This window comes from Limosilactobacillus urinaemulieris, from assembly GCF_932750685.1.
Lineage (GTDB): Bacteria > Bacillota > Bacilli > Lactobacillales > Lactobacillaceae > Limosilactobacillus > Limosilactobacillus urinaemulieris.
Genome location: NZ_CAKOBX010000002.1, coordinates 210,889 through 236,003, shown reverse-complemented (window position 1 = coordinate 236,003; position 25,115 = coordinate 210,889). Strand labels below are relative to the sequence as shown.

20 protein-coding genes are annotated in these 25,115 nt (G+C 41.3%); 12 read left to right on the top strand and 8 right to left on the bottom strand.

Annotated features, from left to right (window positions below):
- Positions 1 to 11 precede the first annotated feature (11 nt).
- The 4 genes from MR181_RS02540 to MR181_RS02525 all read right to left on the bottom strand — a co-directional run bounded on the left by MR181_RS02540 (position 12) and on the right by MR181_RS02525 (position 4,733).
- Positions 12 to 902, bottom strand: coding sequence for a 3-hydroxyacyl-CoA dehydrogenase (locus tag MR181_RS02540; protein ID WP_242334453.1), 891 nt, complete (start codon positions 900 to 902; stop codon positions 12 to 14).
- Positions 903 to 918: 16 nt separating this feature from the next.
- Positions 919 to 1,806, bottom strand: a complete 888-nt coding sequence (locus MR181_RS02535) for a 3-hydroxyacyl-CoA dehydrogenase (RefSeq protein WP_242334450.1) — start codon at positions 1,804 to 1,806, stop codon at positions 919 to 921.
- A 224-nt stretch (positions 1,807 to 2,030) separates the two neighbouring features.
- Entirely contained in the window at positions 2,031 to 3,488 is a 1,458-nt protein-coding gene (gene gtfA, locus MR181_RS02530; RefSeq protein ID WP_242334447.1) for a sucrose phosphorylase, read from the bottom strand.
- 27 nt (positions 3,489 to 3,515) lie between these two features.
- Positions 3,516 to 4,733, bottom strand: a complete 1,218-nt coding sequence (locus MR181_RS02525; protein WP_102168198.1) for an MFS transporter — start codon at positions 4,731 to 4,733, stop codon at positions 3,516 to 3,518.
- A 279-nt stretch (positions 4,734 to 5,012) separates the two neighbouring features.
- On the opposite strand from MR181_RS02525, the gene MR181_RS02520 reads away from it, so the two are divergent.
- Positions 5,013 to 6,338 carry a dihydrolipoyl dehydrogenase family protein gene (locus tag MR181_RS02520; protein WP_242334444.1) on the top strand — a complete coding sequence of 442 codons (1,326 nt, stop codon included), beginning with the start codon at positions 5,013 to 5,015 and terminating at the stop codon, positions 6,336 to 6,338.
- Positions 6,339 to 6,536: 198 nt separating this feature from the next.
- On the opposite strand, the gene MR181_RS02515 is transcribed toward MR181_RS02520, so the two are convergent.
- A complete protein-coding gene (locus MR181_RS02515) occupies positions 6,537 to 7,376 on the bottom strand; it encodes an aldo/keto reductase (RefSeq protein ID WP_242334442.1) in 840 nt (279 codons plus the stop codon).
- Positions 7,377 to 7,578: 202 nt separating this feature from the next.
- On the opposite strand from MR181_RS02515, the gene MR181_RS02510 reads away from it, so the two are divergent.
- Positions 7,579 to 8,469 (top strand): aldo/keto reductase, encoded by an 891-nt coding sequence (locus MR181_RS02510; RefSeq protein WP_242334439.1) that lies wholly within the window; start codon positions 7,579 to 7,581, stop codon positions 8,467 to 8,469.
- Between the two features lie 66 nt (positions 8,470 to 8,535).
- On the opposite strand, the gene MR181_RS02505 is transcribed toward MR181_RS02510, so the two are convergent.
- The gene (locus tag MR181_RS02505) at positions 8,536 to 9,327 is read right to left on the bottom strand and encodes a serine hydrolase (protein WP_242334436.1); all 792 of its coding nucleotides are present in this window, start codon (positions 9,325 to 9,327) and stop codon (positions 8,536 to 8,538) included.
- Between the two features lie 203 nt (positions 9,328 to 9,530).
- Between MR181_RS02505 and MR181_RS02500 the strand changes: the two genes are divergently transcribed.
- Positions 9,531 to 10,778 (top strand): D-alanyl-D-alanine carboxypeptidase family protein, encoded by a 1,248-nt coding sequence (locus tag MR181_RS02500; protein WP_242334433.1) that lies wholly within the window; start codon positions 9,531 to 9,533, stop codon positions 10,776 to 10,778.
- A 346-nt stretch (positions 10,779 to 11,124) separates the two neighbouring features.
- Here MR181_RS02500 and MR181_RS02495 read toward each other — a convergent pair whose 3' ends face one another.
- Positions 11,125 to 12,162 carry an aldose epimerase family protein gene (locus tag MR181_RS02495; RefSeq protein WP_242334430.1) on the bottom strand — a complete coding sequence of 346 codons (1,038 nt, stop codon included), beginning with the start codon at positions 12,160 to 12,162 and terminating at the stop codon, positions 11,125 to 11,127.
- Positions 12,163 to 12,270: 108 nt separating this feature from the next.
- The gene (locus tag MR181_RS02490; protein ID WP_242334427.1) at positions 12,271 to 13,677 is read right to left on the bottom strand and encodes a DUF2252 domain-containing protein; all 1,407 of its coding nucleotides are present in this window, start codon (positions 13,675 to 13,677) and stop codon (positions 12,271 to 12,273) included.
- A 197-nt stretch (positions 13,678 to 13,874) separates the two neighbouring features.
- On the opposite strand from MR181_RS02490, the gene MR181_RS02485 reads away from it, so the two are divergent.
- The 9 genes from MR181_RS02485 to MR181_RS02445 all read left to right on the top strand — a co-directional run bounded on the left by MR181_RS02485 (position 13,875) and on the right by MR181_RS02445 (position 25,113).
- Positions 13,875 to 15,419 carry a plasmid pRiA4b ORF-3 family protein gene (locus tag MR181_RS02485; protein ID WP_242334424.1) on the top strand — a complete coding sequence of 515 codons (1,545 nt, stop codon included), beginning with the start codon at positions 13,875 to 13,877 and terminating at the stop codon, positions 15,417 to 15,419.
- Positions 15,420 to 15,498: 79 nt separating this feature from the next.
- Positions 15,499 to 16,542: a zinc-dependent alcohol dehydrogenase family protein gene (locus MR181_RS02480; RefSeq protein ID WP_191911626.1), complete on the top strand. Its 1,044-nt coding sequence runs from the start codon at positions 15,499 to 15,501 to the stop codon at positions 16,540 to 16,542.
- A gap of 21 nt (positions 16,543 to 16,563) precedes the next feature.
- Positions 16,564 to 17,157: a peptidylprolyl isomerase gene (locus MR181_RS02475; protein ID WP_242334421.1), complete on the top strand. Its 594-nt coding sequence runs from the start codon at positions 16,564 to 16,566 to the stop codon at positions 17,155 to 17,157.
- A gap of 296 nt (positions 17,158 to 17,453) precedes the next feature.
- Positions 17,454 to 18,842, top strand: a complete 1,389-nt coding sequence (locus tag MR181_RS02470) for a class II fumarate hydratase (protein WP_191911624.1) — start codon at positions 17,454 to 17,456, stop codon at positions 18,840 to 18,842.
- Positions 18,843 to 18,880: 38 nt separating this feature from the next.
- Positions 18,881 to 20,269, top strand: a complete 1,389-nt coding sequence (locus tag MR181_RS02465) for a flavocytochrome c (protein ID WP_191911623.1) — start codon at positions 18,881 to 18,883, stop codon at positions 20,267 to 20,269.
- A 68-nt stretch (positions 20,270 to 20,337) separates the two neighbouring features.
- Positions 20,338 to 21,759 (top strand): anion permease, encoded by a 1,422-nt coding sequence (locus MR181_RS02460; protein ID WP_242334418.1) that lies wholly within the window; start codon positions 20,338 to 20,340, stop codon positions 21,757 to 21,759.
- A 353-nt stretch (positions 21,760 to 22,112) separates the two neighbouring features.
- Positions 22,113 to 23,000, top strand: a complete 888-nt coding sequence (locus MR181_RS02455) for a LysR family transcriptional regulator (protein WP_242334415.1) — start codon at positions 22,113 to 22,115, stop codon at positions 22,998 to 23,000.
- A 106-nt stretch (positions 23,001 to 23,106) separates the two neighbouring features.
- Positions 23,107 to 24,447, top strand: a complete 1,341-nt coding sequence (locus MR181_RS02450) for a threonine/serine exporter family protein (RefSeq protein ID WP_191911663.1) — start codon at positions 23,107 to 23,109, stop codon at positions 24,445 to 24,447.
- Positions 24,448 to 24,462: 15 nt separating this feature from the next.
- Complete coding sequence (locus MR181_RS02445) at positions 24,463 to 25,113, top strand: uracil-DNA glycosylase (protein ID WP_191911620.1); 651 nt, start codon at positions 24,463 to 24,465, stop codon at positions 25,111 to 25,113.
- Positions 25,114 to 25,115: the final 2 nt, after the last annotated feature.

The window sequence follows — 25,115 nt, the reverse complement described above, 5'->3', positions numbered from 1 at the left end:
TCGCTATTGATTTATTTCTTGAGGAAATCAGGATCTTCAAACTCCGGGTTAGGGTAGTGATAGAATCCTTGACCTGATTCTTGTCCAACGTGTCCAGCATCAATCATTGCCTTTAACTTTTTCGCAATCGTTTGGTGAATTTCGTCCTTAGTAGTTTGATAAGCATTGAGTTCCATTTGGTAAGGAGTTCGTAAACCAACCATATCCAAGATCATAAATGGTCCCATCGGTGAATTAGTAGAAATCATCCAGTCCTTATCAATTGTTTGCGGATCAGAAACGTCATTTGCCCATAATTGCATTGCGGAGGCAAGGAGAGGCATTAAGACAGCGTTAAGAACATAGCCATGTTGTTCCTTATGAACTTCGATTGGCACCATTTTAATTTCACGAGCAAAGTCAACCACTTCTTGGTAAACTGCTGGATCAGTTTGTTCAGTTCCCATAATTTCCGCAACGTTAAATCGCCAAATTTTATTAGCAAAGTGCATGTGCAGGAACTTTGCTGGTCGATCAACAAACTTAACCAGTTGACTGGGAATAAATGATGAAGAATTACTTGCAAAGATTGTTTTAGCAGGAGCGGCCTGTGAAAGTTCAGCGTAAAACTTTTCCTTAAGTTCTAATGACTCAGGGAGAGCTTCGATGACGTAATCAGCATCCTTAACGGCTTCTTTGAGATCGGTCGTAATTGTGGTGATATTGTCTAACCCAGCTTGGAATTCTTGATCAGTTAAATTGAGATCGCGCTGGTAATCTGCTTTTAACGCGTTAATTCGACTTTCAGCAGTATCAATGTGATGGTTATAAACGGTGACATTAAAACCATTGAGCGCAATTTGGTAGGCAATCTGGCTTCCTAAAACGCCAGCCCCCGCAACAGTAATGTTTTTAAATGACATAATTACGTGCTCCCTTCTACTTCTTAAGAAAATCTGGGTCCGCAAATTCTGGGTTAGGGTAGTGGTAGAACCCTTGACCTGATTCTAGTCCTTCGTGACCAGCATCAATCATTTCTTTAAGCCGATCGGCAATTACCTTGAAGACTTCTTGCTGACGAGATTCATAGAGGTTAGTGACAATATTCCAAACTGTCCGTAAACCTACATCATCGAGCATCATAAATGGACCAACAGGTGAACCGGTAGAGATCATCCAGTCCTTATCAACCGTTTGGGGATCGGCAACTCCCTTTACCCAAAGAGCCATTGCACTAATCACAAATGGGATCAAGAGTGAATTAAGGACGTATCCTGGTTGTTCTTTATGAAGTGGAATTGGCACCATCTTAATTGCGTGGGCAAAGTCAACCACTTCTTGAAAAACGGCTGGATCAGTTTGCTCAGTTCCCATAATTTCGGCAACATTACACTTCCAAATCTTATTGGCAAAGTGCATGTGTAGGTATTTGGTCGGTCGATCGACAAACTTTACCAGTTGACTTGGAACCATGGTTGAGGAGTTACTTGCAAAAATAGTCTTTGCCGGAGCAAGTTTTGATAATTGCTTGTAGAACTCTTCCTTAATTTCCAGATTTTCTGGTAAGGCTTCAATTACATAATCAGCGTCTTTAACTGCTTCTGCAAGGTCAGCGGTAAAGTTAATTTGATTAAGACCAGCATTGAATTCTGCGTCACTTAGTCCCAAATCGTTTTGGTAACTTGCCTTTAATCCAGTAACCCGTTTCTTGGCAGTGCCTGGGTTGCGATCATATGCCGTAACGTTGAAGCCATTTAATGCCGTTTGATACGCAATTTGACTTCCGAGCACACCCGTTCCAGCAATTGTTACATTTTGAAATGCCATTATAATCAGCCTCCTGTAACAAACCTAGTTAAATCATACAACTCTAAGATAATCGTACCATAAAAACGCTTACAATGAACGTGATTACAAAAAATAGGCTACTAATATCTAGCTTTCGCGAAATATTAGTAGCCTATTAAATTTAGGGTGTTGATAATTTTTACTACAATTAACCGTACATATTGATTAGAAAGGGTTTATTGTTAGCTGGTTATTGCAGCAAATTATTTTTGTTCCATAACCTTTTCACCGTTAGCAGTGATTGTAAAGGTCTTGTTAGCAGCATCGGCATTGAGGACAGCAACGTTCTTACCATCTTTGTCCTTCCGGGTAATCTTAATTGTAGTCTCGCTTGGGGTTTCGACTTCAATTGAACCGTCAAGGTCAAAGGCAGCAAACTTGTTCCGCCATGAGAGTAACTTCAGGAGATTTGCAACTACTGGACGTTGAACTTCCTTAGCAACTTCATCCTTAGTGTAGTAGTGACGGTTAATGTTCCGACCTTCCTTAGTCTTTTCAAGTAATTCAAGGTCATTTGAGCCAGCAAGTAAACCAACATAGTAAACCATTGGAATACCAGGAGCAAAGACTTGGATTGCCCGGGAAAGAAGGTAGGCGTCATCGTTGTCACCTAGTGCTGAGTAGTAAGTGGAGTTGATTTGGTAAATATCAAGGTTGTGGTATTCAGCACTTGAGTATTTCCGCTTAACGTTTGCACCAACCTTGTATAATTCGTTTGATGCGTATTCGATTTCGTCATCAGTTAAGATGTCCTTAGCATCAACAACACCGATTCCATCGTGAGTATCAAGGGTAGTGAATTGCTTCATTGGTGACATCTTAAGCCACTTAGCAAGGCGGTTAGTCTTACCAGAGTAGAGAGTGTAAAGGGTGGTCATTGGTAATGCAAAGTCGTAAACAAAGTAACCGTGGTCAGAAATCTTTTCTGGAATAGTGTAGTGTTCGTGAATTTCTGGCAAGATATCAGCCTTGTAAGGGGCAAGAATATCGCGAACTTCATTTAAGAGGTCCCAAATTTCTGGTTCAACAAAGAAGTCGTTAGTGTCAACCTTCTTAACAGCGTAAGCAAAGGCATCAAGACGGATTAAGTCTGCACCGTGCTTAACCATGTCAGTTAATGTTTGCTTGAAGAATTCTTGGGCGACCTTGCTCTTAACGTTGATGTCAATTTGTTCTTCACCAAAGGTATTCCAGAGGTGTTCCTTAGAACCATCAGCAAAGTCGATTTCTTGTTCAGGAGCCTTATCCTTCCGCTTGTAAATAAGGTCAATATCTTTTTGAGTAGGACGGCCCTTACCAGCTGCTTCCCAGAACTTCTCCCAACGAATGAAGAAATCATTGTACTTGGAATCGTCATGCTTTTCCTTGAAGTCTTGGTACATTACTGACTTCTTGGAGATGTGGTTGATCATGAAGTCAAACATTAAGTAGTAGTCTTCACCAAGTGCTTCAACATCATCCCAGTCACCGAATGCAGAATCAACAACATCATAGCGGTATGGAGCAAATCCACGGTCACCAGTTGAAGGGAAGAATGGTAGCAAGTGAACACCACCAATAGCGTCACCAATGTAGTTCTTCAATACTTCATGGGTTTCCTTAATGTTCTTTCCCATTGAGTCAGAGTAGGTAATTAACATTGCTTTGTTTTGAATAGGCATAATTAAAATCCTCCTAAATAATTCTGATTAAGCTTTGTGTGCGTGACGACTTGCAAAGAAAATAATGATTCCGATTAGAATCAGGACAACACCGTAAACCGGGAATGGTGCTGCAAGGCCGAGACCGCTTAATGGCTGGCCAAGCAAGTTGTTTGTCCATTGACCGATAGTTGGTGAGAAGAATGAACCAAAGTTAAATCCGATTAGGCAAAGGGATGTTACTAATGGTTGTCGCTTAGCAGGGGCCAAGTCTGGAAGTAAGTTGAAAATTAATGGTGAAACTAATTGAAGGGGAAAACCGATTAATAATAAACCGATAACCATGACAACAAAGTTATGACCGGCAAACCCGAACAAGAAGTTTGAAAGGGCCATTAAGCCGAGGCCAAGGTAAACAGTTCCAAAGCCAAGTCGTTTATTAATTGGACCGTAGCAGATTCCACCAAGAGTTGCCCCAATCAACATTAAGGAAAGGAACATTGATGAACCGGTATATTGTTCACCGTTGATGGCAACAGAAAGACCAGGGAACCGGTTTTCCATTCCAACGTAGTCTACAACTAGAAGAAACGCGAACAAGACAAGAAGATAAACAACGGGGCTAATCTTGGTAATATCTTGTGGCTTTTCGTTAGTTAGTTCCTCAGCGAGATCATCTTCAGCAACGCTATCGTCTTGAGCTTTACTGTCATCGGGAACTCGCATTGCAAAGAAGAAGAGGACAACGAATGCAAAGGCATAAACAAGGAATGAAGCATGCCAGCCAGCATAGTTGAGTAAGAGACCAGCAACTGCAAGGGTACATGCTTGACCAATTTGTTCGGCAGCTGCACGCCAACCAAGCATTTGCGCTCGGGTTTCGCCTTGATACCAAACAGAAATCAGGGAAATAGCTTGGGAGTTATATAACCCATAACCGGCACCCAGAATTAGTCGGGAAATCAAGATAATAGTGTAGTTACTAATAAACATTGGAACCAACCCAGCAAGTCCAACGATGGTAACACCAGCCATAATAATCTTCTTGTCAGAAATGTTGAACCATTCTTGAAGTAATGGTGAAAGGACAACGAAGATCATTACCGCAAATGAAGGAGTAGTAACCAGATACTCCGATTGTGGCTGACTGATTCCTAATGCAGCCTTTAATTGTGGTAGTGAACCTTGAATGGCATATGCACTAGTAACCATGAAGGAAACGGATAAGAAAGCGAGTTTGGTAACCATTGAATTCTTGTTATTCATAGTTCAAATTACTCTCCAAATATTAATTTGATAAACGCTTATCATTTGCTTGTGTGAATAATATACAATGCCTATTTTTAAATGTCAAACGTTTATCAATTAAAATTGTAATCATTTTCATTGCTATTAAATTGGCATCTTATGAAAATAATGATGAAAGCTTGTGGGAATGCGAAATGAAACTAATTAACAATGAAAGTGAAAAGGTGAATAAGCAGAAAAATATTTTTTGGATCCATCTTGTGTTATCTTGAGACCAAGAGAAATGGAGGGTAAGAAATGAAAAAATATGATTATATTTTAATTGGCTCTGGTCCAGCTGCCTACAAGCTATCTAATTTATTAGCTAAAACATCCCGGAAAGTTTTAGTGGTTGATGGGGATGAATTTGGCGGGACCTGCCCAAATTATGGCTGTGAGCCGAAAATTTTCCTTGAAGGAGCAACTAGAGTAGTTTTACAGAGTCAGCAACTCCAAGGAAGAGGAATTAAACAAACAGCAACAATCGATTGGCAGAAGTTAATGGCTACTAAGTTAGACCGGTTTAATCCATGGCCAGAAGAGACTAAGGCGATCATTGCTAAAAGCCATGATGTTGAATCAGGGTACGCCCATTTTGTGGATGAGAATACAATTGAAGTTAATGGTCACCAATATCAAGGTAACCGAATTGTAATTGCTACAGGGCAACGTTCTCATCGGTTAGCAATTCCTGGTGATCAATTTACGCACACTAGTAGGGATGTCCTATCACTTCCACACTTACCACAGCATGTTACTTTTATTGGCGGCGGTTACGTTGCTATGGAATTAGCAACTGTGCTTGGTGCTGCAGGAGCTGCAGTTACGATCATTGACCATTCCTCCCGTCCATTAAAAACTTTTCCTGCATCAAAGGTTCAAGTGGTAACGGAAGCAATGGAAAAACGTGGCGTCGAATTTTTGATGGATACCAGCGTTCAAGGAGTTCGTCAACAAGATGAAGGATTCATTGTCCAGACCGATCAAGGGGAAATCCCGACTGATTACGTGGTCGACGCAAGTGGTCGCCAACCCAATATTGATCGATTAGCATTAGAAGCAGCTAACATTGATAGTGATCGTGGCGGCATTATTGTGAATGAACACCTGCAAACGAGTAATCCTAATGTGTACGCAATTGGTGATGTTATCAGTCGACCGCAGCCTAAGCTGACACCGGTTGCTGAATTTGAAGGAGAATACCTCTTTAACTACCTAGAAGAGAAAACAACGGCAGCAATTAAATACCCAACGATTGGAACCGCTGCGTTTACGTTTCCGGAGATTGCTGAAGCTGGTGTGAAGGAAGAAGAAGCAAGGGAAAATAGTCAATATCAGACAAAGACCCTTAATCTCAAATATTCTAGTCTTGCAGCTGGGCAAAATGATCAAACTGGAAGGTTAACGCTAATATTTGAGGGGGATACCTTAGCTGGTGTCAGTGCCGTTGGTGATTATGCAGCTGATGATGTTAATAACTTCCTCCCAATAATTGGTTTAAAGGTTACTGGCGAAAAATACCGCCAAGCAATTATCGCAATTTACCCTGCATTAGCGGATAAGGTTGCTGGAGATTTAATTTGATTAATAAAGGGGCTTGAGAAAAAATATTTTTTCTCAAGCCCTTACTATTACCAGTAATTTCTGGAATTACCGAGTCTAATCGCGGGAATCAAGCAGAGCCCTAGTGTCTAGTCACGAACGGAGAACAGTTCTGATCAAACCAACCTCCGTTCTCGACTAGCCATACGGACTCTTAAAAAGCTTGATTCCCAGCTTCTGCTAATATTGATGATTGTATTCGTAAGTCAATTCGGGTTCCCGACCGGTTCGAGCGTATTGATTAAGACTATCAATTGTCTTCATTTCTTCAGGAGATAGGCTAAAATCGTAAATATCCGCATTTTGCTGAATTCGCTCAGGATGAACGGACTTCGGAATAAATGAAACCCCGTTTTGCAAATGCCAACGTAAAATGATTTGAGCAGTTGACTTGCCGTGCTTTTCAGCAATTGTTTCTAATTCAAGAATGTTAAGGACTGCTCCACGGCCAAGCGGGCTCCATGCTTGGGTAACAATGTGGTGTTCTTCGTCATATTTAAGCAGTGGCTTTTGGGTTAAACGTGGATGAAGTTCAACTTGATTAACAACAGGCATTTCATTAGCTTTAGTTGCTAAATATTGAAGGTGAATAATTTGGAAGTTGCTAACACCAATTGATTTAGCAAGTCCCTCCTTTTTTAATTCCTCAAAAGCACGCCAAGTATCAAAAAAGGCTCGCTGAATAGGCCAATGAACAAGTAAGAGGTCGACATAGTCCATCTGAAGCTTCTTTAAGGATTCTTTTACGGAAATTGCACTTTGGTATCCCTGGTTAGCCTCAGAGACCTTGGTGGTTACAAAAATATTTTCCCGGGAAATATTTAAATCTTTAAATGCCTGACCGACTTCTGCTTCATTACCGTAAAGCTGAGCGGTATCGAAAAGACGGTAACCATCTTCATAGGCTGCGCGAACTGCGTTATTCATCGTTTCTTGATCGTCAACTTTGTAAAGGCCAAATCCTTCTTGTGGCATTTGGTTACCATCAGCAAGGGTTAACATGTTTGATTGAATTTCCATTTTGTTCACTCCCACTTAAAAAATCAGAGAATACTGACTTAAATTTTCTGAGATTAGTTTATTACTAATCAAAATTTTAACTTTATTATAGCTCTATCTTGACCGGAGTTGTTATTCAATGAGGTGTCTATCTACTAGTAATTAAATTTTTTGCATTCTAGTAGTAAAAGGATTAATACAGGGTATGGAGGTGGGAAAACACATGAATCAAAATATGCAACCACAAATTGAATTGAATAATGGCGTAAAGATTCCTCAATTAGGACTGGGAGTTTGGAAGTCCACAATTGAGGATGCAGCGAATGCTGTTCATGCGGCCTTACGGAATGGTTATGTTCTAATTGATACAGCTAAACAGTACGGAAATGAAGCAGGTGTTGGTAAAGGAATTCAAGCTGCCATTAAGGAAGATGGGATTAAGCGTGATGACATTTTCCTAACTACTAAGATCTTTAATGGCGATCAGGGAGATTATGATCATGTTCGACAAGCATTTGAAGAGCAGTTAAAGGCTTTGCAGACTGATCACGTGGATCTTTTATTAGAGCACTGGCCAGTAGATGGAAAATATAACGAAACCTGGCGAGCAATGGAAGCAATTTTAAAGGATGGTCAAGCACGGGCAATTGGTGTCTCTAATTTTAATAATGAAAGGCTGACTGATTTAATGGATCATGGGACAATAATTCCGGCGGTAAATCAGATTGAGTTCAATCCCCATATCCATCAACAGGCAATTGTGGACTTTGACCGTTCACACGGAATAAAGCTGGAGGCATGGTCACCGCTAGGAAGCGGAACATTATTAAGAAACCCAGTTGTTAATAAAATTGCTGAAGCACACAATAAGAGTGCGGCTCAAGTTGAACTTCGGTGGGGATTGCAACATGGAATGATCGAACTAGCAAAGACGATCCATGAGCAACGGATGAAAGAGAACATGGAGATCTTTGATTTTGCCCTTTCTGCTGCTGAAATGGAAGAAATTGATGAACTAGATCAAGAAAAGCATTCACTTTGGTATCATGATTTCCAGTGGAATGGTAATCCTGATGGAATCGGTGATTATGTTGCAACGCCAGATAAGTGGTGAATTTTTAGACTAAAAAACAACCTCTCATTTCATTTTATTGAAAGTGAGAGGTTATTTTTTCATTGGTTAATTTAAAATCGGCTTTGTAACGCGGGCAAGCTGGTTGAGAACCTCTTCTCCGGTCTGCATCGACTGGTTCTTATCACTGTACATGGCGATGGTATAGGAAGTACCGTTACTGTTCTTAACATAGCCAATGCTGTTAATGATCCATTTTTCGTTACCATTTTCGAGCCAGCCGTTCTTTAAGGCAAAATTATCGCTTGAAGCTGAGACACCCCAGATTTGATCACTTTCAACATTACTCATTAGACTGCTAATGTATTGTTGAGAATCTGCGGATAAAAGGTTCGATTTGTAGAAGATGTTATTAAGAAGTTTAATCTGGTCTTTAGCCGTTGTGGTACTCAATCCCCAAGATGAATCCGCCGTTGAATCCTTCATCCCAAATTGATTAAACGTGGATTGAAGGCCTTCCTGTCCGCCAAGATTATCGAATAATTCACTTGTTGAGTTATTGTCACTTGCTTCAATCATTTGTTTAGCTAATGAACGCTGGTGTGAGGATAAGGCACCATCTTGCTTAACCATCAGACCAGCAAGAATGCTGACCTTGACCGTACTTGCCATATGAAATTTATGGTTTGGGACGTTAGATGATGAGTATGTTCGGTGAGTTTTCGGTGAATAAACGGCAATAGCAACGTTATTGTTTGAGGTGAAAATAATCTTATTCCAGGCTGACTTTAAGCGGGGACTAGTTGCGGTAAAATGGTGTATTCCCCAGAAAGTAGCAAGAATGATAAGAATAAACAAGACAACTTTACGACGGTTTAGCCGACGATGAGATGCACCCATAGTGAAAACTCTCCTTTAATTTGATAACATTAGACAATCATACCAGCAATTGAGGGAAAAAGGAGGAATTCTCATCTAATTATTAGGAGAATTTTAATAACCAGGAAAATGTTTCATAAAAGTTATTAAAAAGTCATCCTCTTAACACCTGAATGCGATATTATTGAGTTTGATATTTTTGAGAGAGGGAAAACGATAGTGTGATGAAAAAATTAAAAAGGACGTTAATTGCATTTCTAATTGCCATTTTAACTGTAAATGTAGTTAGTTTAGGGGCCATTAATACAGTTTCAGCGGATGCAACAACGTTAAATTTAAATGCGCGGGCAGCTTACGCGATTGATGCGGAAACAGGTCAAGTTCTATACCAAAAGAATGCCAATAAAACTTACCCGGTTGCATCCTTGACTAAGGTATTAACGCTAGCCGTAATCGAGCAGGATGTAAAGAACCACCATTTGAGTTGGAACCAGAAAGTTAAGATTACACCAGCCGTTGCTAAGGTTGCAAATGATTGGCACTTCTCTAATGTGCCACTGAATGCGGGTGAGAGCTACACTATTCGTCAGTTAACCGAGTCAATGATGATTGTATCGGCTGATGGCAGCGCAGAGGCTCTGGCATTGGCAGACGCAGGGAGTACGGCAGCCTTTAATCAAAAAATGCAGGCAGTCGCGAAAAAAGCAGGTGTTACCGATGCTAAAATTTATAATATGATTGGTTTAGCAAATGGTGATTTAGGAAAGAACAGTCTAAAAGGTGTAAAAAAGACGGCAGAAAACCAATTTTCAGCTAAGGATATGGCACTGATTTCAAAGTACCTGATTGAAACTTATCCTGATTCGCTTAAGATTACCAAAACAAAAATGGCTAACTTCCGGGTTAGTGCAAACCAGGAATATCAGATGGTAAATATTAATTCGTTGTTACCAGAAAATGGTTTTGCACCTAAAAACGGGACGATTGATGGACTAAAGACTGGTAACACTGATACTGCCGGAAAATGCATTATTTCAACAGGGATGTTTGCTGGTCGGCGAGTGATCGTTGTTGCCCTCCATACTAAGGGCGATTGGAATGCTCAGTCAAAGGATGCTCAGAAATTCTATGAGAAATTGACTGAGCTTTATCAGCCAGTTCAGCTAACTTCTTTACGGCAGCTATCAAAGAGTGTTCAGGATGCCCATGTTGTTCATGCTAAAGACAAGCATAGTACCGGACTTGAGCTAACCAAGTCAACAACGATCTGGCTTCCTAAAGACGCAACGCTTAATCAGGTTGGAGCAAAATTGAAAATTTATCAGGCAGATCGGTCAATGACTCACCAGCTAAAAGCCCCGGTTAAGAAGGGGCAACATGTTGGTTACGCTACCCTTAAACCAACGGGGATGACTCCAATTCAACTTCCTGTTAAGGCCACTGATAATGTCAAAAAGAATGGCTGGTTTTAAAGGAAAAAGCTGGGGATCAAGTTTCTTGCAATTAGACTATGTGTACTTAGCAAATCATTGAGAATGAGAGGAGCTGGGAATTAACTTTCTCGGAGGGACGGTTGACTAACCTAGAACGATGAATGATGATGAAATCATCAGAGTTGTTCGTAGCCGAATAGGCTTGCTCCGCTGCGTTAGGCTCGAGTCCCTCAGTTACGATACGAAGTGAGCCTATTTGGATTTCCGCGATTAGACTCTCTAAGTTTGGAGATCACTAAGTCGGAGATTACTAAGTATATATAGAGGGTGGAAAAACTTAACGTTTTTCCACCCTCTTTTCTCGTTCTTTAGGGCTCTATAAAATCTAGTATTCTACGTGCCACTTAATTGTATATTCTTTTTCTTCACCTGGATGGAGAGTAATGTCGCCGAATCCGGGATGATGGACTGCATCTGAAAGAGTTTGTGCTTCCATTGCAAGTCCTAAGTGTGGGTGAACTTCACCGTGGTTATAAACCGCTGGATCATCAGAATTCATGGTGTACATGATTAAGGCATTCCGATCTGAGTAAAGGGTCATCTTACGACCGCTTTCGGGATCTTCAAGGGTAGCAACCGGTTCAGTAAGACTTGGTTCAACTTCCCAAATATCATCAAACCCGTTTTCTTTAGTTGATGCCATTTCTTCGAGGGCATTACCAAGACGAGTTGGGGTACTAAAGTCAAATGGTGTTCCTTCGTTTGCCAGTTTTTCTCCAGTTGGGATCTTGCCATCGTCAACGGCTAAGTGGTTTTTGGAATTGACATAGAGTTTTAATTGGTCAACCGTCTTGGCACTTGCCTTAGCCATGTTCCAATAAGTGTGGTTAGTTGGGTTAAACAAAGTGTCTGCATCGGAGGTAGCGCCAAACTTCAAGGTCAGGTTATCGTCATTGTCTAGTGTGTAGGTTGCGGTAACATGAATCTTTCCAGGGAAAGTATCCATTTCTTCGGTAAGGGTGAGACTTAAAGTAATGGATGCTTCATTATCAGTGACGTTAGTAGAATCAACATTCCAAATGTAGCTGTAGAAACCATTTGTCCCACCATGGAGCGTGTTCTTTCCTTCGTTTTGTTCAAGTTGGTATTCTTTGCCATCAATTTCAAAGTGACCATCAGCAATTCTTCCGGCAACCCGGCCAATTAAACGGTTAGTGCAAAAACCATTGTTAGTAAATTCATCAAGGTTTTCACTAGTTAAGATCATATCAGCCTTACCGCCATCCTTTGTTGGCACCTTAAATGACTGTAACAGCCCAGCAAAGTCCAAGATTCCCGCTTGGACACCGTGATCATTTGTCAAAATATACTTTGTAACTGGTTTGTCTTGGTAAGTTCCAAACGGTACTTTAGTAATATTCATAATTTTATTTGCCTCCTTGAAGTAAGCGCTTCAATATTTACAAATTCCATTTTACCACATATTTATAAGGAGGTGGTGCAAACGTTTGCACCACCTCCTTATAAACCTTTATTTTGTTATTAGTACGTTATTATCCTGCAAGCTATTCCGAAAATCATCATAATCGATGGCTACTTGTTTGGCATAGGCGTTTGTCCATTCGACGAGACCGTCGTCTAATACCTTCTGCCCTCTTAGGTAACCACGGACCATTGGGGCAGTTGGACTTTGAAAATGGGCCATTGCTAACAGCGAGCTACAGATCTGACAGTAGAGGTTAAAACTTTCGTAATCAAGCTTGCTGACGTTAATTGATTCTTTCATGTCACGGAACTGACGAACATAGTAACTCCGCCCGCCAAATGATGTGCTACCAAGAAATGGGTCAGAAGAAGCTTGGAGGGTTCGCTGCGCGGTCACGATTCTGCGGCCTGCCAGTACACCGTTTTTGATTGCTTCTGCAGTTGGTAAACGGAGTAAGTTATAACGAAGGGGCATTGCTTCTTTAATCTGAAGAACTAGGTGGCTACCTTCATTCCCGGTGAGGAGGAGCAAGTAGCAACGAGTTCCAAAGCTACCAACGCCAACGCTGTAGCGAATAATATCGGTAATACTGAAATTACCAAGGAAGACGCGAATATCTTGACGAACATTATCTCGATAGCGGTTAAATCCTTGAAGAATTTCGGCATATTTTTCTGCATTAATGTGTTTGGCACGGGGAGCATTTTCATTAAATCGTAACTGGCCGTTTTCGTTAACCCTCGTCATTTTTTTAACAATTTGCTCAGAGTTGCTTCGACTGCTTTTTTTGACAATTTTATTGAGGATTTCGTTCATTTGACTTGTGCTGCTATGCAAAGTGTCAATTGCAGTGATCATATCGTGGATTTCGTATGAAGAGTATAACCGTTGAAAGAGACTTAGCTTATTATTGTGCTTAATACTATGACGGTAGGTTTTAGTGATTAGGTGGAGGACGTCATTTAGATGGTGGTTACTAAAGCCGTTCTCTTCACCGGCTAAGCGAGCACTAACCAGAAGACGCTTAAGATCGCTTTCCCAATTGCCAATCCGCGATTCATCAAAATCATTCAGGCCGAAAATTAATTGGCGCTCTGGCGAGGCGTAGAAACCATAATTATTGACGTGGGCATCCCCGCAAATAATTAACGGAATATGGCTTTGGTACTGATCTTTAAGATCTTGTTCCATTAATTCTGCTGTTCCCCGGAAAAAAGCAAACTTGCTAGCCAGCATCCGTTCATGACGAAGGGGCAGCAGTTCCTGAACCATTTTAGATTCTGTTTTCTTAATCGCAGCAACAGGATCTCTGTGGACGGGAATAAATTCGGCTAACTGTTCGCTGCTTACCTTAGCCCGCTTTTCCTTTCCTGCCTCTTCTAACTCTTTTGCCGTTCGATTAATTTTGATTTTTTTGAGATCAAAAATATCTAATTTACCAGAATTAATCATTTTGGTTACTCCTTTTAATATTTCACGTTTTCTTAATTATTGTAGTAGTTTTGTCTCGATTGTCTAGAATATTTGTTTTCATTTAGCCATTCTGTCACAATGGAGATAAAGGAAACGGAAGAGATTAAAGAGGGGTTCTTAGATTTTCTGGAGAGACGCTAAAGAATTAAAGTAACCCCGTTTTAGAAGAAGGAGTGATGATGGTGTTAATTGCTGTTGAAAATAATGTTGCTCAGCATCTCCATGCAAATACAAGGTTAGCTGATGAACAACGGTTAATGCGCACCGATGCCTGGTCGATTAGGGTAACCGGCGACTTTATGATTGTAATGAATAATCTTCTATCGTTACCGGTAATTGTCCGTCACCCTCAGCAATTTAGTGATCCGCGAGCATTTACGTCAACATTTAAACGTGAACTAATTCGGTTATTAGAAGTTCTTCCAGTACCGCGAGTTAAAATTCGCATGATTCGTGATGCCCAATTGAAACAGGTTGAGTTTGTTCGACCAGTTGTTCCTGCACTTCAACAGCGATTACAGATTTTTCAAAACCTGTTAACGCGGCCTGATATTGTGCAGTGGGATGATGATCCCAGTAATCCAGCAATTTCCCTTGCGTTGATGAAAAATTTAAAGTTGCAGGATGTAAAAACGAACGAGGTTCAAATGGCAACGGAGCTTTTTGAGAATTACGTAATTAATAAATTTGCTATCCCTGCACATCCTAAGCTTAATGAGCATAATCGACGATATCTTTATCATTCTGAATCACTCAATGATGTCATGAACGAGTCAGAAGTTAGCGAGGAGATTATTCAGGATTATCGTTCATCGCTGGAACAAATGGGGAAGAGTGATCAAATTATCGATCGGGATACTGATTACGCAACGGACTACTTATCTTACCTTGCAGAAAGCGGGAAGACAATTCTGGATGATGTTTCGATAATTTACTATTACGTTTATGATTACGGCAAACGCAATAGTGAACGACTGACTACTTCAAAGTATCGGGGGATGGGAGCCGCCTTTCGGGAATTCGGTCGGTTCCTTAAGCGGCAAGATTTATTTGCTGATGTTGACTTTGATCAGTTTAGTCAGGCATTGAATCAAGCAATTGATAACGCCACATCCGCTAAGGAAGGCTACCGGCTAGAAAGGATGCTGCATAGCGCGGAATCCGAGCTTGCCCGGCGTCGTTCTTCGTTAAAACATGCTCACCATTACCGAAAAACAGAATACCAAATAAAGGTTGAATTAGCTGATTACCAACCGACAATGTGGCGCCGACTTCAGTTTAGTGGCGAAACCCGGTTTGATGATCTTTGCTACTTCATTATGGCTAGTTTTGGTGCAACCGGCTCACACCTGTATAATCTTCAACTAAACAAGAAAAATTATCAATTACCGTACCTTGATGGCGGAGAGAATATCACGCTCCACTGGTTAGGGGAGGCTCATCAGGGCGATCAGTTAACACTCGAATATGACTTTGGTGATTCTTGGCAATTCAATATTCTAATTGAGAAAACGACACCGATCAGACGCTATCGACTAAGTCCAACTGAACCCAAAGTTTTAGATGGCAGCGGTAAGGGGATTGTAGATGATATTGGCGGAACTGCTGGTTTAGAATTAGCTGCTCAGGACGATCAAACAATCAATAGCGACTTTAATGCTAATCAGTTACAAAAACAATGGTTTGCCTTAACAGCAGAAATTGCTAAACAGTATCAATGATTTTATTGTTTGCTAATTCACAAATGTTCAAAAAGGACTACAATAGTTTACAGAAAGCTAATCAAAAGAGGTCTTGAAGATGAGTAATCAAGTTGAGATTCCAAAAACAATGCGGGCTTGGGAAGTAACGACTCCCGGTCCAATTGATGGTGAAAACGCTCCACTAAAGCTTGTTACTAAGCCAGTTCCGCAGCCACAACGCGGGGAGGTCTTGGTAAAAGTCCTTACTTGTGGTGTTTGTCATACCGATTTGCATGTGGCAGAAGGTGATTTGCCAGTTCATCATGAGCACGTTACTCCAGGACATGAAATTGTCGGTAAGGTGGTTGCCTTTGGACCAGAAACACAACGGTTTGAACTAGGGGAGCGGATTGGGATTCCATGGTTCCGTCATGCGTGCGGTGTTTGCAAATTCTGTCGTTCTGGTCATGAAAACCTCTGCCCGCATTCAGTTTATACCGGCTGGGATCATGATGGAGGCTACGCTGAGTATGTTACTGTACCAGAAGGATTTGCTTACCGAATCCCCGAAAAATTCAACGACTTGGAAGCAGCGCCATTGTTATGTGCCGGAATAATTGGTTACCGAGCTTATGAGCGGGCAAATGTCCCTGCAGGTGGTCGCCTTGGGTTATACGGCTTTGGTGGTTCTGCACACATAACAGCACAGATTGCATTGGCTCAAGGAGTAGAAGTACATGTCTTTACTCGAGGCGCTGATGCCCGAAAGTTTGCCCTTCAACTTGGCTGTGTTTCTGCTAAGGGAGCATATGATCTTTCAGATGTTCCGTTAGATTCGTCAATTATATTTGCTCCAGTAGGTGATATTGTTTTACCAGCTTTAGAGAGCCTGATTCCAGGAGGAACATTAGCGATGGCAGGAATCCACATGTCAGACGTTCCATCCCTAAACTACCAGAAGCACCTTTTCCATGAAAAAACATTAACAAGTGTTGAAAGTAATACGCGTCGTGATGGAGAAGAGTTCTTAACGTTGGCTGATCGTCTTAATATTCATCCTGAGGTTACCGAATACCCGCTTGAAAAGGCGCTTGATGCATTGAAGTATGTTAAACGTGGTGACATTAAGGGTGCTTGTGTGCTAAGAATAAGTCATGAGTAAAAAAATTAAGGAGGAAGCAAGATGCAATATCCGCAATTAAATCTTGAGGCTGTAAAGGGGCCGCAAGCGACAATCAAAACGAACCTTGGTGACATTAAGGTTCAGTTATTTAAAGAGCAGGCACCAAAAACGGTTGATAATTTTGTTCAACTAGCGGAAAAGGGTTACTACAATGGAGTGATCTTCCATCGGGTTATTCCTGATTTTATGATCCAGGGTGGCGACCCAACTGGAACTGGTCGTGGCGGTAAGAGTATTTATGGAAAAGCTTTTGAGGATGAATTCTCCGATGAATTGTTTAACTTTAACGGAGCGGTTTCAATGGCTAATGCTGGTCCCAACACTAATGGCAGCCAGTTTTTCATTGTTTCTAATGAACACGTTCCAGCTAATATGATTGAACAAATGAAAGCAGTTGGTTATCCGCAAGAAATTATCGATCATTACGCAGAGGTGGGCGGTACTCCGTGGTTGGATCATCGTCATACCGTATTTGGCCAGGTAATTACCGGAATGGATGTAGTAAAAAAGATTAGTCAGGCTAAGCGTGATAGTATGGATAAGCCAAAGAAGGACGTTATCATGGAAAAGGTAATGATTGATAATGAAAACTAATGCTAAAATTAGGTTATTCTGTCTAATAACTTTGTGATTTTAATCTTAATAGCAATAAAAATCTAGTTACTTTTTTGAGAAATTAACTAGGTTTTTTTGTTTGGTTTGCTTGTGAAATTTATTCAACGATTAATGCGGAACTCAATAATTATCAGTGATCAGGGGAATGCCATAAGTGAATTTTATAACATGTTGAAAGTTTGACTATGGATATTATACCGCGTTAGGATAGTAGTGTAATTGATGTGTATTTTTTCACAAATAGACGATTTATTTAGACAATGGAGGCTTTTACAATGACAAAATACCGTACTGAAGAAGATACTCTTGGTCCAGTTCAAATTCCTGCAGATGCATTATGGGGACCACAAACAGAACGGAGTCGCAATAACTTCCCAACTGGTCAGTATATGCCATTAGCCATTATTCGTGCTTTGTTGAACATTAAGAAGGCAGCTGCCCAAGCAAACATGGAAACAAAGGCTATTTCTGAAGAAAAGGGTAACTTGATTGTTCAATCAATTGATGAACTCTTAGCTTTGAGCGATGAAGAATTACGTAAAGACTTCCCATTGAAGGTTTACCAAACTGGTTCTGGTACACAAACTAACATGAACACCAATGAAGTTGTTGCTCATAAGGCCCACCAACTTAACCCTGACATCGAAATCTTACCAAACGATGATGTTAACAAGGGTCAAAGTTCTAACGATACCTTCCCAACAGCAATGAATGTTGTTGCTTTGGAAGCTCTTGATAAGTTGAAGCCAGCTGTTCAACACTTGATTGATGAATTGAAGGCCAAGCAAGAAAAGTACATGCACACCGTTAAGGTTGGTCGGACTCACTTACAAGATGCCGTTCCGTTGACTTTCGGTCAAGAATTATCCGGTTACGTGGCTTCTCTTGAACATGATCTTGACTACATTAAGACCCTTGAACCAACCTTAAATGAATTGGCAATTGGTGGAACTGCAGTTGGTACTGGATTAAACGCTGCTGAAGGGATGCCAGAAAAGATTGCTGAAAAGCTTAGCGAAGTATACGGCTTAAACTTAACAGCTGACTCAAACAAGTTCTACGGCTTAGCTAACCACTCCGGCTTAGACGTTGTTCACGGCGCATTGAAGAGTTTAGCTGCTGATATGTTCAAGATCGCTCAAGATATTCGTTTCTTGGGTTCTGGCCCACGTGCTGGTTACGGTGAATTAAACATCCCAGCTAACGAACCTGGTTCATCAATTATGCCTGGTAAGGTTAACCCAACCCAAGCTGAAGCCGTAACAATGGCTGCTTTACGGGTATTCGGTAATGATACTGTTGTAACAATGGCATCATCACAAGGTAACTTTGAAATGAACGTCTACAAGCCAGTGTTGATTGATGCGTTCCTTGAATCAGCCGACTTGATGACTGGAACAATCATGGGCTTTGCTGACAAGATGATCCATGGCATGACCGTTAATGAAGACCGGATGGCAGAATTAGTTGATAACTCACTAATGACTGTTACGGCATTATCACCACACATTGGTTACCACGACAGCGCTAAGATTGCTCAAGCTGCTGATAAGGCAGGAAGTACCTTGAAGGAAGCTGCTTTGAAGTCTGGTAAGGTAACTGAAGAACAATACGACGAATGGATGGACATGTTAAAGATGACCAACGTTGATCGTAAGGACTAGATTTAAAGCTAACAAATATTGAAAGGAAGAACTACGTAATGGCAAAATTTCAACCAACATCTGTTGGCAAGTTAGAAAATGACTATGACGTTGTAATTATTGGTTCTGGTGGGACTGGCCTTTCAGCCGCTATTCAAGCAAATGAATTAGGGATGAAGGTTGCGGTATTAGAAAAGGAAGAGGAACTTGGTGGGAATACTAACCGGGCCTCTTCTGGAATGAACGCTGCTGAAACCAATGTTCAACTTCACCATGGTGTGATCGATAACGTTGCTGACTTTTACCATGAAACATATAAGGATGGTGGTCGGCTCAACGATAAAGATATGTTAGGCTACTTTGTTTACCATACTGCCCCAGCAATTGATTGGTTAGCTGATCATGACATTAAGCTGGATGATATTACCATTACCGGGGGAATGTCCAAAAAGCGGACCCACCGTCCAGCAAGTATGGCGCCAATCGGTGGTTTCTTGGTCAAGAGTTTATTGGAAGTTGTTGCCCAAGAAGATATTCCTGTGTTTAACAAGACTAAGGTTACTAAATTGCGGCGGGCTGACGATGGCCGAGTTAATGGTGTTGAGGTTGACGCTGATGGAATCACTAAGGTTATTAATGCGAAAGCTGTTATCCTTGCTACTGGTGGTTTCGGTGCTTCAAAAGAATACATTAAGCGGTTCCGCCCAGATCTTGAAAGCTACAAAACAACTAACCAACCGGGAGCTACTGGTGATGGGTTGAAATTGGCTGAAAACGTTGGGGCTGAATTGATGCAAATGAATTTAGTTCAGGTTCACCCAACCGTTCAACAAGATAACCCTCACGTTTACCTGATTGGTGAAGCAGTTCGTGGCGAAGGAGCCATTATGGTTAATGGTGAAGGAAAACGGTTCGTTAATGAGCTAAATACGCGGAAGATTTGTGCAAATGCAATTACTGCGTTACCTGAGCACAGTGCTTATTTAATCTTTGATCAAGGAATTCGCGATCACGTTAAGGCGATTGAATTCTATGACAAGGTTGGCTTAGTTGTTCATGGTGAAACGATTGAAGATCTTGCTAAGCAAATTAATGTGGATCCAGACAACTTGAAGCAAACGGTTACTACTTGGAATCAAGCAGTTGAAAACCATGACGATGCTGAATTTGGTCGGACAACGGGGATGGATCGTGGCATTACTAAGCCAGGATTCTTCGCTATCCACATTGCACCTGCTATTCACTACACAATGGGAGGAATCCACATCACACCAAAGACCCAAGTACTTGATGGCAATGGTGACATCATTAAGGGACTCTTCGCTGCCGGTGAAGTAGCTGGTGGGCTTCATGGTAACAACCGTGTTGGTGGTAACTCCATTGCTGAAACGATCGTCTTTGGTCGTCAAGCAGGTCAACAAGTTGCTCTTTACGCACGGAGTTTGTAAAAAATAGCAAAAGTTGGTGGTGAAATACCACCGAAAGCAATTATTACTATTTATTAAGGGACGGAAAGATGAAAAAATTAGAAAGTGTAAATTATAAGGGGTTCATTTGGCCTGTTATCGTTGGTCTAATCTTATGGTTTATGACCCCAATCAAGCCAGCTGCAGTTCCAGTTGCCGGTTGGCATATGTTTGCCTTATTCGTTGCAACGATTATTGCATGTATCACTCGACCATTACCAATTGGTGGAGTATCAATTGTTGCGTTTGCCTTAACGGTATTGACAAAGACTGTACCAATGGAAAAGGCAATTGTTGGGTTTGGGAATGCCTCCATCTGGATGATTGCAATGGCATTCTTCATTGCTCGTGGGTTTATCAAGACCGGACTTGGCCGGCGGATTGCATTGAACTTTGTTAAGGCCTTTGGTAAGCGAACCCTTGGCTTAGCTTATTCATTAATTGGGGTTGACCTCATCTTGGCACCGGCTACTCCAAGTAACACTGCTCGTGCTGGTGGTGTCCTATACCCAATTATTGAATCATTATCACAATCATTTGGTTCAGACCCCAAAAAGGGAACATCCCGAAAGATTGGTTCATTCTTAATCTTTGCTGAATACCATGGTGATATGATTACCGCTGCAATGTTCATGACGGCAATGGCTGCTAACCCGCTAGTTCAAACCCTTGCTAAGGGAAATGGCGTTAATGTTACCTGGGTTGGCTGGTTCTTAGCTGCCTTGGTACCTGGTGTTATTTCATTAATTGTTGTCCCATGGTTGATTTACAAGATGTATCCGCCTGAAATTAAGGAAACACCTAATGCTAAGCAATGGGCAGAAGATCAACTTACTGAAATGGGACCAATGACCCTTCCAGAAAAGTTGATGGCTGTAATCTTTGTCTTAGCCTTGGTACTTTGGATTGTTGGTAGCTTTATTGGGATTGATGCAACTTTGGCTGCCTTCATCGCATTAGGATTACTCCTCTTAACTGGGGTTCTCAGTTGGCAAGACGTTTTGCATGAAACTGGTGCTTGGAACACATTAACATGGTTCTCTGTTCTGGTTATGATGGCTGGTTCATTGACAAGCTTAGGATTTATTCCATGGTTAAGTAAGGCTGTTGGTAGCTCACTTCACGGAATGAATTGGGTATTAGTATTAATCATCCTGATTGTGGTTTACTTCTACTCCCACTACCTCTTTGCTAGTTCGACTGCCCACGTTACTGCAATGTACAGTGCCTTCTTGGCAGTGGCAATTTCTGCTAACGTTCCACCAATGTTAGCCGCTTTGATGCTTGGGTTCTTTGGTAACTTAATGGCATCGACTACGCACTACGCTTCAGGTCCTGCACCAGTTCTCTTTGGTTCTGGTTACGTTCCTCAATCCAAGTGGTGGTCACTCAACTTTGTCCTCGGGATCTTCTACATCGTCGTTTGGATCGGTATCGGAAGCCTCTGGATGAAAGTATTGGGTATGTGGTAATTAGAGAGTGCGAGCCCGTTAAAACCTTCCGGTGGCTAACGATTTCTCCACCGAACGACGTCTCGTCGTCGGAGGTGGAGGTCGTTAGCTCGAGGAAGGTTAGGGCGAGCGCGTTTTGACTCAGTTGCCTAGAACATCAGCTAGGCACGGCAAGCAGTTCTCGACTCAGTTGCTCAACCACTCAAAGTCTAGAATAGAAAATTAACTAACAGACTGGCGAAAATTAATTATTTTCGTCAGTCTTTTTTTGCTTTCGGAGATAATTAATTACGCTTGTCATTATTATCTGCTTGCCGTTCCGTTTGGTTATGGCGTAAGATATGATTATGTATCGAAAAAAGGAAGGAACAAAAATGAATACCCGCGATTTACAGTATTTTGTTGCGTTAGTTAAATATAAAAATTACACACGGGTTGCTAAAGAATTTAAGGTCTCCCAGCCGAGCATTACTCAAGCAATTCAACGATTAGAAAGGGAATTTAATACCCAATTAGTTCGTAAGGATCGCTTCCATCGTGATGAAATGATTACGCGAAGTGGGTTACTTCTTTATGAAAATGCCGTTCTGATTAATGACAAGATTGATTTAACCCGGAAGGAAATTAGCCGTGCTAACCAAAAGCAGATTCGATTTGGCTTACCACCAATTATTGGGAAACTATATATTTCTAAAATTGTTGAGGAATTTTCTGGTGACTTACTTTCGCGTCTCCGAATAACCTCGGTCGGTTCTCACGATTTGCTTAATCAGTTACGGAAGGGGAAAATTGATATTGCTATTTTGGGTTCGACTGCACCAATTAATGAAAATGGTATTTTTGCTGAACTAGTAGCAACACGGCCATTTGGAATCATCATTAGCGAGCAAAATTCACTTGCTCAAAAGGATGCTGTTTATTTTAATGAATTAGCGACGCAGAAATTTATTAATTATGATCAGCAATATGTTCATCAATCTGCATTTCAGGCATATTGTACATATGCTCAGATTAAGCCTCAAATCGTTGTTTATCGGTTGCCAAATATCTCTTGGATTAAGGAGCTTGTTCGACAGGATAAGGGAATTAGCTTGATGGTTAAGGATGCTGCAACAAATGAGCCGGGAATTAAGGCGTTAGATATTCTTGATCCAATTCCAGAAAAGTTTTACATTTCAATCGTAATCCGGGAAGGATACGTTCTTAGTGATGACGAGCGGGACTTTATTCAGCGAGTAAAACAAATTCAACTTGATAATTAGCAGTTGACAAGGTCGGTATAATTATTTATGTGAATTTAAACTGAACGGAATTGATGGAGGAAGAGCAGTCATGAAAAAAAGTGACGCAGAAGACACAGAAGGGATAATGGGATTCGAACCCGCAGAACACATTTCGACACACCACCATATGGCAATCCCGTGGCAAGATTTCTTTACTAATGATAACTTTACGCCAGCAGGTGATGCCAACTTAGTAGAGCGAGCTGCGATTGCTGGACGAATTGGTTTAATGATGCTGTCATACGGAACGGGAGCTTGGCGAGTTCGTGACTCAATGAATATTGTTGCCCGTGAATTAAAGATGACCTGTTCGGCTGATATTGGACTGGTTTCACTAGAGTATACTTGTATGGATGCTCACCATAGCTATACCCAAGCACTGTCGTTACCAAGTACTGGGATTAATACGAGTAAATTATCCCAGATGGAACGGTTCATCGATGAATTCCATGAACATGGCAGTGAGATGACAATTGGCGAGATTCATAATCGCCTTGAGAAAATTGCTCATAGTCGAGGAAATTATACGCCGATTCAGGTTGGGTTAGCGGCCGCTTTAGCTTGTAGCTGTTTCGTTTTCCTCCTTGGCGGTGGACCTGTTGAAATGGCCTGTTGTTTTCTTGGTGCGGGCTTAGGAAACTATGTTCGACGGAAGTTAATTGATCGTCATATTACATTATTAGCCTGTGTTTCCGTTGGGGTTGCAGTTGCTTGTCTTTTTTATCTTTTTGCTTTTGTTGGGATGCAATGGTTATTTCACATTAGTCCACGTCACGAAACGGGATATATTGGTGCAATGCTGTTCATTATTCCCGGCTTCCCATTCATTACTAGTGGCCTAGACATTTCTAAGTTGGATATGCGATCAGGACTTGAACGACTTGCCTACGCAGTGACCATTATTGTGGTAGCAACATTAGTGGGGTGGATTGTGGCAATGGCAGTCCGTCTACGCCCAGGAACGTTAGCAGCCCTACCGCTACCACCGTTAATGTTAATGCTGTTACGGGTTGTGACGAGTTTTGGTGGTGTTTTTGGCTTCTCAATTATGTTTAATAGTACGCCGAAGATGGCAACAGTTGCGGGACTGATTGGGGCAGTTGCTAACACGACTCGCCTGGAATTGGTAGATTATAGTAATATTCCTGCTGGCGCCTGTGCGTTTATTGGAGCATTGATCGCTGGGTTATTAGCTTCAATTGTTAAACGGAAAATTCACTATCCACAAATTTCAATTACCGTTCCTTCGATCGTAATTATGGTTCCTGGATTATATATGTACCAAGCAATGTATAATATGGGACTAACCTCAATTAGTGTTGGTGCCCTCTGGATTACTAAGGCCCTCCTAATTGTTGTTTTCTTACCACTTGGTTTAATTACTGCCCGAATCATTACAGATCCAAAGTGGCGGCATAACGGTTAATATGGGAGTGATGAAATGATCATTCAGTATCCACAAAATCTTTTAGCTGAGGTTCGCCAACGAGTTGCTGGACGAAATCTTGCGGGTTTTACTCCTGGTCAAGGAAAACGAAAGCCTGATTTGATGTTAGTTGGTGAAGCGCCTGGTCGCCATGAGGAAGTTCATAATATTCCTTTTTCGGGAGCCTCTGGTAAGGAACTAATGAAAATGTTAGCAACGATTGGTTATGACCGTAATAGTGTCTATATCACCAGTGTTGTTCGCCAACGGCCATACTCAATTAAAGAGGTTGTTGATAAGAAAACCGGTACTAAGATAGTAAAAAAACCAAACCGGACGCCAACAAAGAAGGAAGTTCTAGCGTTTGCTAATCTTTTTGATTGGGAACTTGCTCAGGTTCAACCTAAAATAATCGTGCCACTAGGCAACACTGCTTTGCAACGGTTACTGGGTCCCAAAGCTAATATTGGTAAACTTCACGGCCAATTGTTGAATCAACCAATTCAGCACGCCAAAAAAGATGGCAGCGGTTATGAGTTAGCAACAACCAATTCCTTGTTGGTACCGATGTATCATCCGGCTGCAGTTTTGTATAGTCGAAAACTAGAGCCAACTATTTTGCGTGATTGGCAAAGGCTAGGGAAATTCATTAAAGAGACTAACTAAAT